The sequence below is a fragment of the Streptomyces ferrugineus genome (assembly GCF_015160855.1).
Taxonomy (GTDB): domain Bacteria; phylum Actinomycetota; class Actinomycetes; order Streptomycetales; family Streptomycetaceae; genus Streptomyces; species Streptomyces ferrugineus.
Genome location: NZ_CP063373.1, coordinates 9,086,022 through 9,100,389, shown reverse-complemented (window position 1 = coordinate 9,100,389; position 14,368 = coordinate 9,086,022). Strand labels below are relative to the sequence as shown.

Genomic DNA, 14,368 nt, shown 5'->3' with positions numbered 1-14,368 from the left:
GACCGGCCGAAGAGCTCTAGCTGTCGTACCGTCAGGCTCCGTGCTGCGCCACATACTTCCGCGCCGCCTCCAGCGACTCGGGGTGCAGTGCCTCACCCGCCGCCAGCAGCCGCGGCAGCAGCTTGCGGTGCGTCGTCACCGCCCGGAACTGAAGCGCCACCGTGACGTCGTGGTCCGGCCGGTGGATGATCTCCAGCGCGTCGCCCGCCTTGATCTCGCCCGGCTCGATCACCCGCAGATACGCGCCCGGCGCGCCCTTCGCCGTGAACCGCTTCACCCACTGCTTCTCACCCACATGGCCCTGGAAGGTGAGACAGGGAATCCGGCCGGACGTCACCTCCAGCACCACCGCCGACCCGATCCGCCAGCGCTCGCCGATCAGCGCGCCGGAGACGTCCAGCCCGGAGGTCGTGAGGTTCTCGCCGAAGCCGCCGTTCGCCAGCGGGCGCCCCAGCTCGCGCTCCCAGTCGTCGAGGTCCTCGCGCGCCACCGCGTACACGGCCTGGTCGTCCCCGCCGTGATGGCGCAGGCTGCACACCTCGTCCCCGGCCACACCGCTCCCACCGGTCCCCTTGGGCCCGGGCGCCGCCAGCCGCACCGGCCCCTCCACCGGCTGCTTGTCGATGCCGGTCACGCCCTCCGGGTGGTCCGTGTACGGCACATGCTTACGGCGGCCCAGGTTCACAGACAGAAGCTTCATGACGGCACGGTAGGCGACCAGCAGTCAAAGCGTCCATGCATTATCCCGCGGCATACCCAAGGCTCGCTTATGCTCTACCTGTGATCGAGGCCCGTCATCTCCGCGTGCTGCGCGCCGTCGCCGCCACCGGTTCCTTCTCCGCGGCGGGGCGCGAGCTGGGCTGCACCCAGCCCGCCGTGAGCCAGCAGATGAAGGCCCTGGAGGCGTCCGTCGGCACACCCCTGCTGGTCCGCAGCGGGCGTGAGATGCGGCTGACCCAGGCCGGCGAGGCCCTGGTGCGGCACGCCGCCGGGATCCTGGCCGGGCTCACCGCCGCCGAGGAGGAGGTCGCCGCCATCGCCGGCCTGCGCGCCGGACGGGTACGCCTCGTCTCCTTCCCCAGCGGCAGCTCCACCCTCGTCCCGACCGCCCTCGCCGCCCTGCGCGCCGCGCACCCCGGCACCCGTGTCTCCCTGGAGGAGGCCGAGCCGCCGAAGTCCGTCGAACTGCTGCGCGAGGGCGACTGCGACGTGGCGCTCGCCTTCCGGTACGAGGGCGCGGCCCAGGAGGGGGAGTGGGACGACCTCGTCGTCCGTCCCCTGCTGACGGACCGTCTCGTCGGCCTCGTACCGGAACGGCACCGGCTCGCGCGCGCGGGGTCCGTCGCCATCGGGGAGCTCGCGGCCGAGCCGTGGATCGCCGGGTGCCCGCGCTGCCGGGGACAGTTGGTCGAGGTGTGCGAGGGCGCCGGCTTCACTCCCCGCATCGACTTCGCCACCGACGACTATCCGGCGGTCGTCGGCCTGGTGGGCGCCGGCCTGGGCGTGGCCGTCCTGCCCCAGCTCGCCGTCGAGTCCGTACGGCCACGGGGTGCGCGCGTGCTGACGCTGGAACCGGCCGTCCGCCGGGAGATCGTCGCGCTCACCCTGCCCGACCTCGCACAGGTCCCGGCCGTCGCGGCGACGCTGGAGCAACTGGCACGGGCCGCTGCCCGCTAGGGCCGCGCCGTCAGACAGCGCAGAAGGAAGGGCACGCACGCGCGTGCCCTGAGTGCAGAAACGTTCCTTCAGGTGTTCGGACCGGCCTCGCCGCTGGTCGTCGATGCCGACACCAGCCGGTTGCGTGCCCGCCCCATGAGCTCCTCGCGCTCGTCCTCGGTCAAGCCGCCCCAGACGCCGTACGGTTCGCGTACCGCCAGCGCGTGCGCGGCGCACTGCGCGCGCACGGGGCACCTCATGCAGACCTCCTTGGCCGAGTTCTCTCGAGCGCTCCGAGCCGCACCGCGCTCGCCCTCCGGATGAAAGAAGAGCGAGCTGTCCACCCCGCGGCAGGCAGCCAGCAGCTGCCAGTCCCACAGGTCCGCGTTCGGTCCGGGAAGGCGGGAGAAATCTGCCATTGCGTGACCCCTTGCAGCCGTTATGGGCGGATACAGTGTCTACGACCGTACATCTACGATCTAAGGAGATGAAAATATGACTCATTGCGAATCTAGCCCCAAACGCCAAGAAACAGGAAGAAAAAGGGCTGAATGGGGCATGGGTTGTGATGAAACGTTGAGGGTCCGCCGTGCATGTCTGCCCCGTGTCCGTCCCCTCACGTAGAGTGCCGAAGACGGCACATGCCCCCGTAACTCTTTCGAGTGACCGTCGTTGAGAGGGCGGAGGCGGTTGAAAGCAACAAGCGCTCGGGCAGGCGTCCGAGCCGGTCGACCGCACAGGTGACGATTTCGTACCAGCCTGGAGGCTCAAGGTGACGTGCATCAGCTGCGGAGGGCGGCCATGACATCCGTCCTCGTCTGCGACGACTCCCCGCTTGCCCGAGAGGCGCTTCGCCGCGCGGTCGCGACCGTGCCCGGCGTCGAGCGCGTGACGACGGCGGCCAACGGCGAGGAAGTCCTCCGCCGCTGGGGCGCCGACCGCTCGGACCTGATCCTGATGGACGTACGCATGCCCGGCCTGGGCGGCGTCGAGACCGTGCGGCGGCTGCTGTCCGCCGACCCCGGTGCGCGCATCATCATGCTCACGGTCGCCGAGGACCTGGACGGGGTCGCTCTCGCGGTGGCCGCCGGCGCGCGTGGGTATCTGCACAAGGACGCGTCGCGCGCGGAGTTGCGGGCGACCGTCACGCAGGCCCTCGCCGATCCGACCTGGCGGCTCGCCCCGCGGCGGCTGCGGTCCGCCGAGATGGGCGCCGCGCCGACGCTCACGGCGCGTGAGATCCAGGTGCTCGAAGGTATGAGCCACGGCCGTTCCAACGCGGAGATCGGCCGTGAGCTGTTCCTCTCCGAGGACACGGTCAAGACGCACGCCCGGCGGTTGTTCAAGAAGCTCGGTGCTTCGGACCGGGCGCATGCGGTGGCGCTCGGGTTCCGGTGGGGGCTGGTTCGCTAGTCGCGCCACTGTGGGTGCCGCGTTGTGCTGTCCGGCGGCTGCGGGTCCTTCGTGGCTGGTCGCGCGCGCGGCGGTAGCCGCACATCGATGCAGTCCCGCGCCCCTGAAGGGGCGCGGGTACGAGGTTGGTCAAGCGGCTCCCCCGGTGCCCGGTGCTCGTTTCGCCGCGGATGCCGCATCCTTGAGGTGTGGAGTCTCTCGGGGACGAGTCGGTCGAGCGGAAGGGGAGGGCGCAGGGGATGAGTTCCGGCGCACCTGCTCATAACGCTTCGGTGCACAACATCGGGCGCGATGCCACGGACCGTACGGGCGCAGGGCACCATGGACCGATGCGCGACGACGAGGCGGCCAAAGCCGCAGGGGCGATCGGTGCACTCGTCCATCGCGCCGTGGACGGCGACGAGCAGGCCACGCACGATCTGCTCGCGCATGTCCACCCCCTGGCCCTGCGCTACTGCCGCACCAGGCTGTCCCGCCTTCCGGGCGACGCCCGCCACTTCGTCGAGGACCTCGCCCAGGAGGTCTGCGTCGCCGTCCTGCTCGCGCTGCCGCGCTACCGGGACACCGGGCGCCCCTTCGAGGCGTTCGTCTTCGCCATCGCCGCGCACAAGGTCGCGGACCTGCAGCGGGCGGCGATGCGGCACCCCGGTTCCACGGCCGTCCCCTCGGACGAGATGCCCGAGCGCCCGGACGACTCCCTCGGCCCGGAGGAGCGGGCGCTGCTCAGCAGCGACGCCGAGTGGGCCAAGAAACTCCTGGCCAACCTGCCCGAGAACCAGCGGGAGCTGCTGCTGCTGAGGATCGCCGTCGGCTTGACGGCCGAGGAGACGGGGCAGATGTTGGGAATGTCACCCGGAGCGGTCCGGGTGGCCCAGCACCGGGCGCTGAGCAGGCTGCGCGCACTGGCCGAGCAGTAGCGCTCCCTTGTGTGCGCCCCGGAATGAACAGGCTTCTCCTCGGTTCCGTACGAACATACGAAGCCCGCAGCCGTACCGAACCGTGGAATGTGACACCCGTGCTTCCCGTTAGCATGGACATCCGCACCGATCAAGGCCATTTGGGGAAGGTGTCATGACTGCCAACGTCGACGGAGTGCCCGGCAAATTCGCAACCCTCGGGCTGACCTACGACGACGTGCTGCTGCTGCCGGGCCCGTCGGACATGGCACCCGACGAGATCGACACCGCCTCGTACGTCTCCAAGAACGTGCGGGTCAACATCCCGCTGCTGTCCGCCGCCATGGACAAGGTCACCGAGTCGCGCATGGCGATCGCGATGGCCCGCCAGGGCGGCGTCGGCGTACTGCACCGCAACCTCTCCATCGAGGACCAGGCCAACCAGGTCGACCTGGTGAAGCGCTCCGAGTCCGGCATGGTGGCCAACCCGATCACCATCCACCCGGACGCCACGCTCGGCGAGGCCGACGCGATGTGCGGCAAGTTCCGCATCAGCGGCATCCCGGTCACCGACCCCGCGGGCAAGCTGCTCGGCATCGTCACCAACCGTGACATGGCCTTCGAGAGCGACCGCACGCGCCGGGTGCGCGAGGTCATGACGCCGATGCCGCTGGTCACCGGCAAGGTCGGCATCTCCGGCGTCGAGGCCATGGAGCTGCTGCGCAAGCACAAGATCGAGAAGCTGCCGCTGGTCGACGACCAGGGCGTCCTCAAGGGCCTGATCACGGTCAAGGACTTCGTCAAGGCGGAGAAGTACCCGAACGCCGCCAAGGACGCCGAGGGCCGCCTGCTCGTCGGCGCCGCGGTGGGCGTCGCCGGTGACTCCTTCGAGCGCGCCCAGGCGCTCATCGAGGCCGGCGTCGACTTCATCGTCGTGGACACCGCGCACGGCCACTCCCGCCTGGTCGGCGACATGGTCGCCAAGATCAAGTCCAACTCGTCCGGCGTCGACGTCATCGGCGGCAACATCGCCACCAAGGACGGCGCCCAGGCGCTCATCGACTCCGGCGTGGACGGCATCAAGGTCGGCGTCGGCCCCGGCTCCATCTGTACGACCCGGGTCGTCGCCGGCATCGGCGTCCCGCAGGTCACCGCCATCTACGAGGCCTCGCTCGCCGCCAAGGAGGCCGGCATCCCGGTCATCGGCGACGGCGGCCTGCAGTACTCCGGCGACATCGCCAAGGCCCTGGTCGCGGGCGCCGACACCGTGATGCTGGGCTCGCTGCTCGCGGGCTGCGAGGAGTCCCCGGGCGAGCTGCTGTTCATCAACGGCAAGCAGTTCAAGTCGTACCGCGGCATGGGCTCGCTCGGCGCCATGCAGACCCGCGGTGACCGCAAGTCGTTCTCCAAGGACCGCTACTTCCAGGAGGGCGTCGCCTCCGACGAGCAGCTCGTCCCCGAGGGCATCGAGGGCCAGGTGCCCTACCGCGGCCCGCTGCACTCGGTCGTCCACCAGCTCGTCGGCGGCCTGCGCCAGTCGATGTTCTACGTCGGCGGCAGGACGGTCCCCGACCTCCAGGACAAGGGCCGGTTCGTCCGGATCACCTCGGCGGGCCTGAAGGAGAGCCACCCGCACGACATCCAGATGACGGTCGAGGCGCCGAACTACAGCCGTAGCAAGTAGCCACCAGGCTTCCCGAGGGCGGCCCCGGAACCTCCGGGGCCGCCCTTGTCGTACCCGTCGGCGATACTGGAAGACGCTGCAACGCATCAGGGAAAGGCCACAGACGTGACTGAGATCGAGATCGGGCGCGGCAAGCGCGGCCGCCGGGCGTACGCCTTCGACGACATCGCCGTCGTCCCCAGCCGCCGTACGCGGGACCCGAAGGAGGTCTCCATCGCCTGGCAGATCGACGCCTACCGCTTCGAGCTGCCGTTCCTGGCCGCCCCCATGGACTCGGTCGTCTCCCCGGCCACCGCGATCCGCATCGGCGAGCTCGGCGGCCTCGGCGTGCTGAACCTCGAGGGCCTGTGGACGCGGTACGAGGACCCACAGCCGCTGCTCGACGAGATCGCCGAGCTGCCCACCGAGGCCGCCACGCGCCGCCTCCAGGAGATCTACGCCGCCCCGATCAAGGAGGAGCTGATCGGCGCGCGCATCAAGGAGGTGCGCGACTCGGGCGTGGTCACGGCCGCCGCGCTCTCCCCGCAGCGCACGGCGCAGTTCTCCAAGGCGGTCGTCGACGCCGGCGTGGACATCTTCGTCATCCGCGGCACGACGGTCTCGGCGGAGCACGTCTCGTCCTCGCACGAGCCGCTGAACCTGAAGCAGTTCATCTACGAGCTCGACGTCCCGGTGATCGTCGGCGGCTGCGCCACGTACACCGCCGCCCTGCACCTGATGCGGACGGGTGCCGCGGGCGTCCTGGTCGGCTTCGGCGGCGGCGCGGCGCACACCACGCGCAATGTGCTGGGCATCCGGGTGCCGATGGCCACGGCGGTGGCCGATGTGGCCGCGGCTCGCCGTGACTACATGGACGAGTCCGGCGGCCGGTATGTGCATGTGATCGCGGACGGTGGTGTGGGCTGGTCCGGGGACCTGCCGAAGGCGATCGCCTGCGGCGCGGACGCGGTGATGATGGGCTCGCCGCTCGCGCGTGCCACGGATGCGCCCGGTAAGGGGCACCACTGGGGCATGGAGGCCGTGAACGAGGAACTGCCGCGCGGCAAGAAGGTGCACCTGGGCACGGTCGGCACCGTCGAGGAGGTGCTGACGGGGCCGTCGCACACGCCGGACGGTTCGATGAACTTCTTCGGGGCGCTGCGGCGGGCGATGGCCACGACCGGGTACAGCGAGCTGAAGGAGTTCCAGCGGGTCGAGGTCGCGGTGGCGGACTCGCAGCACCAGCGGTAGCCGGTACGTCTACGGCAGGTACGTCGCAGATACGTCAGGGAAGGGCCGGTCACTCCGGGTGGGGTGACCGGCCCTTTTGTGTGCCCAAGTGGGGCTGGGTGGGGGCGCGTTGTGGGGGTGGGGGCGCGTGGTTGCGTTTGGGGCGAATGTGGGCTGAACGGGCGAAGGGGGGCGGTAGTGTCGGTGATCGGCGACCCAAGCTCTCTGGGGCGCCCCCTTCCAAGGAGATGTTCCGGACCCCGGCCCTCGGGGCCCGGCCCGAACTCCAAACGGACCGCCTACCGGGTATGGGCGGCATCGTGGAAGGGGGCGTGCCCATAGGCCGTCACCGCAAGCCCACCCGCTGGGATCGCACTTGGCTTCGGCTGGTGAAGTTCCGGAGGAGGTGCGTCTTGTGGATTTACGGCCGCTGAGCGGCCACCCCTAAGAGACATAGGGGTGGACACTCTGCTTAACGGCCAGGAGCCCGCTGCAGCACCCACTGCGGTGGGCTCCACCTTGTTGGTGGATGATGAGCGGCCGCCCCCACAACGACTAGGGACGGACACCCGATCACCAGCCAGGAGCCTCCGCAGTACTGCATTACCCGCTGCATGGGGCTCCACCTGCTCCCCACGGTACCGGCGCAGAATCCCCCACGCCACTAACCCCGGCGGCCCACGCACCCCGCGCGCCCCCCTTCACAACCGATGCGCCGCCCCCGTAGGCGCCGCCCCCCGCGTATCCAGCAACAGCTGCGCTTTGACCGACAGCCCCTGAAGGTCATACGTCCGATGCTGCTGCAGCAGAATCGTCAGGTCGGCCTCCGCGACAGCCTCGTACAGCGCGTCCGCGCGCGGCACCGGACGGTCCAGGACGCTCCAGGACGGGACGTACGGGTCGTGGTAGCTGATGGAGGCGCCCAGCTGCAGCAGGCGCACCGCGACCTCCTCGGCGGGTGTGGACTGCTGGTCGGAGAGGTCGGGTTTGTAGGTGACGCCGAGCAGGAGGATGCGGGCGCCGCGGGCCGACTTGCCGTGCTCGTTCAGCAGAGTCGCCGCGCGCTGGATGACGTAGCGCGGCATCTGGCTGTTGACCTGCTGGGCCAGTTCGACCATGCGCAGGGTGCGGCCGGCGGGGCCGGTGAGGTCCTGCGGGACGGCGTGGCCGCCGACGCCGGGGCCGGGGCGGAAGGCGTGGAAGCCGAACGGCTTGGTCTCGGCGCAGCGGATGACGTCCCACAGGTCGACGCCCAAGTCGTGGCAGAGGACGGCCATTTCGTTGACGAGGGCGATGTTGACGTGCCGGAAGTTGGTCTCCAGGACCTGTACGGTCTCCGCCTCGCGCGGGCCACGCGCGCGTACCACCTTGTCGGTGAGCCGACCGTAGAATGCGGCCGCCGACTCGGTGCACGCGGGTGTGAGGCCGCCGATCACCTGGGGGGTGTTGGCGGGCGTGAAGTGGCGGTTGCCGGGGTCGACGCGGCTGGGGGAGTAGGCGAGGTGGAAGTCGCGGCCGGCGCGCATCCCGGAGCCCGCTTCGAGCAGCGGGCGCAGGACGTTCTCGGTGGTGCCCGGGGGGACGGGCGACTCCAGGATGACGGTGGTGTGCTGGCGAAGCTGTGCGGCCAGGGTGCGGGCGGCCGACTCCAACTGGCCGAGGTCGAGCCCGCCGTCCGCGCCGCGTGGGGTGGGCGGGCAGATGACGGCCGTGCGCACGCGGCCGAGTTCGGCGGGGTTGGTGGCGTGCCGGAAGCCCCCCGAGAGCATCCGGCGCAGTTCGGCGGGACTGAGGGAGCCGGACTCGGGCCCGGTCCGGTAGCCGAGCGTGGGGATGCCGGCGGCGACGGCGGCCTTGGCCAGGGGCAGGCCGTACGGGCCTAGTCCGATGACGGCGAGATCTGCGGGCATGGCGTGGGCCGTCCTTCCCAGTAACCGAAGCGGGGCAGGTGCGCAACCCCTGTGGACAGGACGAGGGAGCGCAATGTCAGACTAGGAGTAAATATGACCGATTTGCGGCATTGAATGATCGCGTTTCCGTGAGTGTTGTCCACAGGCTGGGGGTACGTGGTGGCTGAAGTCGGGCAACCCGGTCAGAATTCTGGGCATGGGGGGTTCGAACCGGGCTTCGCCCGACGGGTGCGGCCTGACCGACCGATGAGCGGGAGGCAGCGGTGAGGACAGCGACACTGGGGCCGGCGGAACGCGCCGAGTCACTGGCGGCAATGGCCGAGCGCGAGCTGGACCTACTGGTCGTGGGCGGCGGCGTCGTGGGCGCGGGCACGGCGCTCGACGCGGCGACGCGCGGACTGTCCACCGGCCTGGTCGAGGCGCGTGACTGGGCCTCGGGCACGTCCAGCAGGTCCAGCAAGCTGATCCACGGCGGCCTGCGCTATCTGGAGATGCTCGACTTCACGCTCGTACGGGAGGCGCTGAAGGAACGCGGGCTGTTGGTGTCGCGACTGGCCCCACATCTGGTGAAGCCGGTGCCCTTTCTGTATCCGCTGCAGTACAAGGGCTGGGAGCGCCTGTACGCCGGTTCGGGCGTCCTGCTCTACGACGTCATGTCGATGGCCCGTACCCACGGTCGGGGCATGCCCCTGCACCGCCACCTGAGCCGCCGTCACGCCCTGCGCATCGCGCCCGCCCTGAAGAAGGACGCGCTGGTCGGAGCCTTGCAGTACTACGACGCCCAGATGGACGACGCGCGCTACGTGGCCACGCTCGTGCGCACGGCGGCGGCCTACGGCGCGCAGGTCGCCAACCGCGCGCGGGTGACCGCGTTTCTGCGCGAGGGCGAGCGTGTCGTCGGGGCCCGGGTGCAGGACGTCGAGGCGGGCGGGGAGTACGAGGTCCGCGCCAAGCAGATCGTCAACGCGACCGGCGTGTGGACCGACGACACCCAGTCGATGGTGGGAGAGCGTGGGCAGTTCCATGTACGCGCCTCCAAGGGCATCCACCTGGTCGTGCCCAAGGACCGCATCCACTCCTCCACGGGGCTGATCCTGCGCACCGAGAAGTCCGTGCTGTTCGTCATCCCCTGGGGCCGGCACTGGATCATCGGCACCACCGACACCGACTGGGACCTCGACAAGGCCCACCCGGCCGCGTCCAGCGCGGACATCGACTACCTGCTGGAACACGTGAACTCGGTACTCGCGGTGCCGCTGACCCGGGACGACGTGGAGGGTGTGTACGCGGGACTGCGGCCGCTGCTCGCCGGGGAGTCGGACGCCACCAGCAAGCTCTCGCGCGAGCACACCGTGGCGCACCCCGTGCCCGGGCTCGTCGTCGTGGCCGGCGGCAAGTACACGACATACCGGGTGATGGCCAAGGACGCGGTGGACGCGGCGGTGCACGGGCTCGACATGCGGGTCGCCGAGTGCGTCACGGAGGACATTCCGCTGGTGGGGGCGGAGGGGTACCGGGCGCTGTGGAACGCGCGGGCCCGGATCGCGGCGCGGACGGGGCTTCATGTGGTCCGCGTGGAGCATCTGTTGAACCGGTACGGGGCGCTCGCGGAGGAGGTGCTCGAACTCATCACCGCGAACCCGTCGCTGGGCGAGCCCCTGCACTCCGCCGACGACTATCTGCGCGCCGAGGTCGTGTACGCCGCCTCGCACGAGGGGGCGCGGCATCTGGACGACGTGCTGACGCGGCGCACCCGCATCTCGATCGAGACGTTCGACCGGGGCACGCGGTGCGCACATGAGGCGGCCGAGCTGATGGCGCCGGTGCTGGGCTGGGACGAGGACCACATCGAGCGCGAGATCGAGCACTACCAGAAGCGGGTGGAGGCCGAGCGGGAGTCGCAACGCCAGCCGGACGACCTGACGGCGGACGCGGCGCGGTTGGGGGCGCCCGACATCGTGCCGTTGTAGCAGGTGAACGTCACCCGAACGGGTGGCCGGAGTGGGGATCTCTGCTCGAACCCCGGCCGTTCTACCTGGTGCGAGGGCAGAACTCGGAGGCGGGCAGCCGGGGTTCGAGGCCGGGATCTGCGATCGCCGTCGTGTTCACCCGGAAGGTCAGGACACGACGCCCCCCGACGGTGGCCGCGGAGCGCACGTAGCTGCCGGAGATGCGCCCGTTGTGCCCCCATACGACGGTGCCGCAGCGCAGTTTCACGGGAAAGAGTCCCATGCCGTACGAGCCGTGTGCGGCACGGGTGTCGAGCATCTCGCGCAGCCAGTGCGAGGGCAGCAGTCGGCCGCCGAGCAGGGCGGCGTAGAAGCGGTCGAGGTCGGCGAGTGTGGTCACCAACTCGCCGGCGGCGCCCGCCACCCGCGGGTCGAGTTCGGTGACATCGGCCCCGCCGGTGGAGTAGGCGCGGCCGTGCGGAGCGGGAAGCGAGGTGCGGGACCCGGGGAAGGAGGTGCCGGTCAGACCCAGCGGAGCGATGATGCGCCGCTCGGCCTCCACGGCGTACGAGCGGCCGGTGACCCGCTCGATGACCAGGCCGAGCAACACGTAGTTGGTGTTCGAGTAGGAGAAGTGGCCGAAGTCGGCCGGAGGGCGGGTGAGCGCGATGCGTACGGCCTGAAGTGGCGTCACGGGGACGGTACCCCTGGTCGCGGCGGTGAAGTCGTACAGGCCGCTGGTGTGGGTCAGCAGGGAACGGAGGGTCAGCGCGCGCCCGTCGTTGCCCGCCCCGCGCACCAGGTGCGGCAGGTGCCGCTCCACCGAGTCGGACAGGGACAGCCGTCGCTCGGCGGCCAGTTGCAGCACGACCGTCGCGATGAAGGTCTTCGTCATGCTGCCGGCGCGGAAGTGGTCGGTGCGGGCGATGCCGTGGCCCGCCCGGACGTAACGGCTGCCCGACTGCCCACGGGTCAGCAGGGCCGCCGCGGGCGCCTCGCCCCGGGTGACGACCCGCGCGAGGAGGGTGTTCGTCGCCGGGGGTCCGGACGTCGAGGAGGAGGTGAGCGTCGGCCAGGCGGTGGGAGGCACGCCGAGGAACGCCGGGGACACGAGGCCGAGGAGGGTCAGCAGCACAGGAACGGCCAGTAGTGTCCGCGGCAGCGGCATTGCCGGTCGTGCCATACGGATTCCTCTCCTTGTCGCGGCTCATCATGCCGGGTGGCGGAACGAGCGGTTCGGCGGGCCGTGGCCGCCGCGGGACCGGGACGTTCGGGTCGTGCGGTCGGGCGGCGGTTCGAGGGGCACCCTGGGCGCTGGGCACTTGTCGGGTGAGAGACAATGGAGGCTCTGTCAGGGCGGGTTGTATGAGGGGACGCATGTCGGAGGCGGAGCGGGCGGGGACATCCCGTCAGGACACTCGTCAGGACGACCGTGAACGTCTCCTCGCGGGGCGGTACCGGCTGGGCGGAGTCCTCGGCCGGGGCGGTATGGGCACGGTGTGGCGTGCCGTCGACGAAACTCTGGGGCGCACCGTCGCCGTCAAGGAGCTGCGATTCCCGTCGAACATCGACGAGGAGGAGAAGCGGCGGCTGATCACGCGCACCCTGCGTGAGGCCAAGGCGATCGCGCGGATCCGCAACAACAGCGCGGTGACGGTGTTCGACGTGGTCGACGAGGACGACCGGCCGTGGATCGTGATGGAGCTCGTCGAGGGCAAGTCGCTCGCCGAGGTCATCCGGGAGGACGGCCTGCTGGAGCCCAAGCGGGCGGCCGAGGTCGGCCTGGCCGTGCTCGACGTGCTGCGCTCCGCGCACCGCGAGGGCATCCTGCACCGCGACGTGAAGCCGTCGAACGTGCTGCTGGAGTCCGACACCGACCGGGTCGTGCTCACCGACTTCGGCATCGCCCAGGTCGAGGGCGACCCGTCCATCACCTCGACCGGCATGCTCGTCGGCGCGCCCTCCTACATCTCCCCGGAGCGGGCCCGTGGCCACAAGCCGGGCCCCGCGGCCGACCTGTGGTCGCTGGGCGGGCTGTTGTACGCGTCGGTCGAGGGTGTGCCGCCGTACGACAAGGGCTCCGCGATCGCCACGCTCACGGCGGTGATGACCGAGCCGCTGGAGGAGCCGAAGAACGCGGGGCCGCTGAAGGACGTCATCTACGGCCTGCTCACCAAGGACCCCGAGAAGCGGCTGGACGACGCCGGTGCGCGGGCGATGCTCAACGCCGTCATCCACAGGCCCGAGCCCAAGGCCGAGCCGGAGCCGGTGGACGCGACGAAGGTCGTGCCGCTGCCTCCGCAGCCCGACGGGTCCAAGGGCAAGGGACGTTCGGGTGCCGACGCCGGGTCGGGTGGCGCGGGCAAGCGGGGTGAGGAGGCCGGGGAGCGGCTGCGCGGGGCGCTGCGTTCCGTGCGGAAGGCCGCGGTCAGTGCGGGGGCGGCCGGGGCGGCCGCCGCTCGGAGCAAGTCCGGGGGCGAGAAGGCCGCTTCGGAGTCGGGCGGTACGGCGTCCGGAGGATCGTCCACGGCGACGGACGGGGCCGGGGCCTCGTCGCCGGCCGAGGGGGCGGGTCGTGCCTCCGGTGACGGGGGTGGGAACGGGGCGGCTGCCGGTTCCGGCTCCGCGTCGAGTGCCGGTGCCAAGGCATCGTCCAGCGCCGGTGAGCGGGATGCGCAGAGCGGGGGTCGTAGTTCGGGGTGGCCCGTGGTGCCGCCGCCGGATCTGCCGCCGCGGCCGGTGCCGAGAGCTCCGCTCACGGATGTGGTGCCGAAGCGGACGCTGGTGATCATCGCGGTGGTCGTGGCGCTCGCCGTGATCGGTGTGGTGCTGGCCATCGCGTTGCGTGACGGCGGTGACTCGACGGGGGCGGCGAGCGGTGGCGGGGGCAAGCCCTCCACCAAGGCGAGCGAGAGTGCCGACACCAAGAAGGACGAGGAGGACGGTACTCGTACGGACGGCGAGGAGTCCGCGACGAGCGGCTCCGGGTCGGGGTCCGGTTCCGGCGCGGGGAAGACGCCGAGCGCCGAGGCGAGCGCGACCGGTGGGAGCGGTGCCGAGGCGGGGTCCGGGAGCGGCAGTGGGGCCGCCTCGACCCACGACGGCAGCCAGGGGTACTCGATCGGGCTGCCCGAGGGGTGGAAGTACCGGTCGACGGACGATGCGGGGGACCGGTTCACGGGTCCTGACGGGCAGAAGCTGCTCGTCGCCTGGACGTCCGCGCCGCAGGAAGAGCCGGTGGCGGACTGGAAGAACCAGGAGCAGTACATGACGCGCTCGCAGTACAAGAGGATCCGCATAGAGGCGGTGGACTTCAACGGCTGGAACACTGCCGACTGGGAGTTCACCTATGTCGAGGGCGGGACGAAGTACCGGACGATCGACCGTGGGTTCGTCGTGAACGACCAGCTCGGTTATGCGCTGATGTACACCGCGAAGGATGCCGACTGGGACAGTGATCTTCGCAAGGACACCTGGAAGACGCTGACCGCTTCGTTCAAGCCGAAGTCGTGAAGTGAGCCGCCGTGGGTTTGGGCTCGTGGAGGCGGGGATTGGGCCGTGAGATCCGGCAACCCCTCTTTGCGGGTTGCCTCCGGCACGTATCGTGAAAGCTTGCGGACCGTGCGCATCCAGTCGGACGTCCGGAACGGG

At 70.6% G+C, this 14,368-nt stretch carries 11 protein-coding genes; 7 read left to right on the top strand and 4 right to left on the bottom strand.

All coding sequences use genetic code 11. The annotated features are described in order from the left end of the window. Window positions 1-31: 31 nt before the first annotated feature. A complete protein-coding gene (locus IM697_RS40295) occupies window positions 32-700 on the bottom strand; it encodes an MOSC domain-containing protein (protein WP_194041879.1) in 669 nt (222 codons plus the stop codon). Between the two features lie 80 nt (window positions 701-780). Between IM697_RS40295 and IM697_RS40290 the strand changes: the two genes are divergently transcribed. Continuing rightward, window positions 781-1,677, top strand: a complete 897-nt coding sequence (locus IM697_RS40290; RefSeq protein WP_194041877.1) for a LysR family transcriptional regulator — start codon at window positions 781-783, stop codon at window positions 1,675-1,677. 68 nt (window positions 1,678-1,745) lie between these two features. Here IM697_RS40290 and IM697_RS40285 read toward each other — a convergent pair whose 3' ends face one another. Further along, a complete protein-coding gene (locus tag IM697_RS40285) occupies window positions 1,746-2,075 on the bottom strand; it encodes a WhiB family transcriptional regulator (RefSeq protein WP_194041875.1) in 330 nt (109 codons plus the stop codon). A gap of 382 nt (window positions 2,076-2,457) precedes the next feature. Here IM697_RS40285 and IM697_RS40280 point away from each other — a divergent pair, with 382 nt between their 5' ends. From IM697_RS40280 to IM697_RS40265, 4 genes are all read left to right on the top strand, one after another. Then, window positions 2,458-3,069, top strand: coding sequence for a response regulator transcription factor (locus IM697_RS40280; RefSeq protein ID WP_003948568.1), 612 nt, complete (start codon window positions 2,458-2,460; stop codon window positions 3,067-3,069). Between the two features lie 329 nt (window positions 3,070-3,398). Then, a complete protein-coding gene (locus IM697_RS40275) occupies window positions 3,399-3,986 on the top strand; it encodes a sigma-70 family RNA polymerase sigma factor (protein ID WP_190072542.1) in 588 nt (195 codons plus the stop codon). A gap of 154 nt (window positions 3,987-4,140) precedes the next feature. Beyond that, on the top strand, window positions 4,141-5,649 hold the full coding sequence (gene guaB, locus IM697_RS40270; protein ID WP_194041873.1) for an IMP dehydrogenase: 1,509 nt from the start codon (window positions 4,141-4,143) through the stop codon (window positions 5,647-5,649). Window positions 5,650-5,754: 105 nt separating this feature from the next. Next, window positions 5,755-6,879, top strand: coding sequence for a GuaB3 family IMP dehydrogenase-related protein (locus IM697_RS40265; RefSeq protein ID WP_194041871.1), 1,125 nt, complete (start codon window positions 5,755-5,757; stop codon window positions 6,877-6,879). 680 nt (window positions 6,880-7,559) lie between these two features. Here the strand turns inward: IM697_RS40265 and IM697_RS40260 are convergent. Next, a complete protein-coding gene (locus IM697_RS40260; protein ID WP_194041869.1) occupies window positions 7,560-8,768 on the bottom strand; it encodes a nucleotide sugar dehydrogenase in 1,209 nt (402 codons plus the stop codon). Between the two features lie 263 nt (window positions 8,769-9,031). Here IM697_RS40260 and IM697_RS40255 point away from each other — a divergent pair, with 263 nt between their 5' ends. Beyond that, on the top strand, window positions 9,032-10,738 hold the full coding sequence (locus IM697_RS40255; RefSeq protein ID WP_194041867.1) for a glycerol-3-phosphate dehydrogenase/oxidase: 1,707 nt from the start codon (window positions 9,032-9,034) through the stop codon (window positions 10,736-10,738). 61 nt (window positions 10,739-10,799) lie between these two features. Here the strand turns inward: IM697_RS40255 and IM697_RS40250 are convergent, their stop codons facing one another. Next, on the bottom strand, window positions 10,800-11,885 hold the full coding sequence (locus IM697_RS40250; protein ID WP_194050081.1) for a serine hydrolase domain-containing protein: 1,086 nt from the start codon (window positions 11,883-11,885) through the stop codon (window positions 10,800-10,802). 209 nt (window positions 11,886-12,094) lie between these two features. On the opposite strand from IM697_RS40250, the gene IM697_RS40245 reads away from it, so the two are divergent. After that, window positions 12,095-14,230 (top strand): serine/threonine-protein kinase, encoded by a 2,136-nt coding sequence (locus IM697_RS40245; protein WP_194041865.1) that lies wholly within the window; start codon window positions 12,095-12,097, stop codon window positions 14,228-14,230. The last annotated feature ends 138 nt before the right edge of the window (window positions 14,231-14,368 follow it).

What these genes read in the sequence shown, in the direction of transcription:
- IM697_RS40295 (WP_194041879.1), bottom strand. Translation starts at nt 700, where the DNA reads ATGAAGCTTCTGTCTGTGAACCTGGGCCGCCGTAAGCATGTGCCGTAC.
- IM697_RS40285 (WP_194041875.1), bottom strand. Translation starts at nt 2,075, where the DNA reads ATGGCAGATTTCTCCCGCCTTCCCGGACCGAACGCGGACCTGTGGGAC.
- IM697_RS40280 (WP_003948568.1), top strand. Translation starts at nt 2,458, where the DNA reads ATGACATCCGTCCTCGTCTGCGACGACTCCCCGCTTGCCCGAGAGGCG.
- IM697_RS40275 (WP_190072542.1), top strand. Translation starts at nt 3,399, where the DNA reads ATGCGCGACGACGAGGCGGCCAAAGCCGCAGGGGCGATCGGTGCACTC.
- guaB (WP_194041873.1), top strand. Translation starts at nt 4,141, where the DNA reads ATGACTGCCAACGTCGACGGAGTGCCCGGCAAATTCGCAACCCTCGGG.
- IM697_RS40260 (WP_194041869.1), bottom strand. Translation starts at nt 8,768, where the DNA reads ATGCCCGCAGATCTCGCCGTCATCGGACTAGGCCCGTACGGCCTGCCC.
- IM697_RS40250 (WP_194050081.1), bottom strand. Translation starts at nt 11,885, where the DNA reads ATGCCGCTGCCGCGGACACTACTGGCCGTTCCTGTGCTGCTGACCCTC.
- IM697_RS40245 (WP_194041865.1), top strand. Translation starts at nt 12,095, where the DNA reads ATGTCGGAGGCGGAGCGGGCGGGGACATCCCGTCAGGACACTCGTCAG.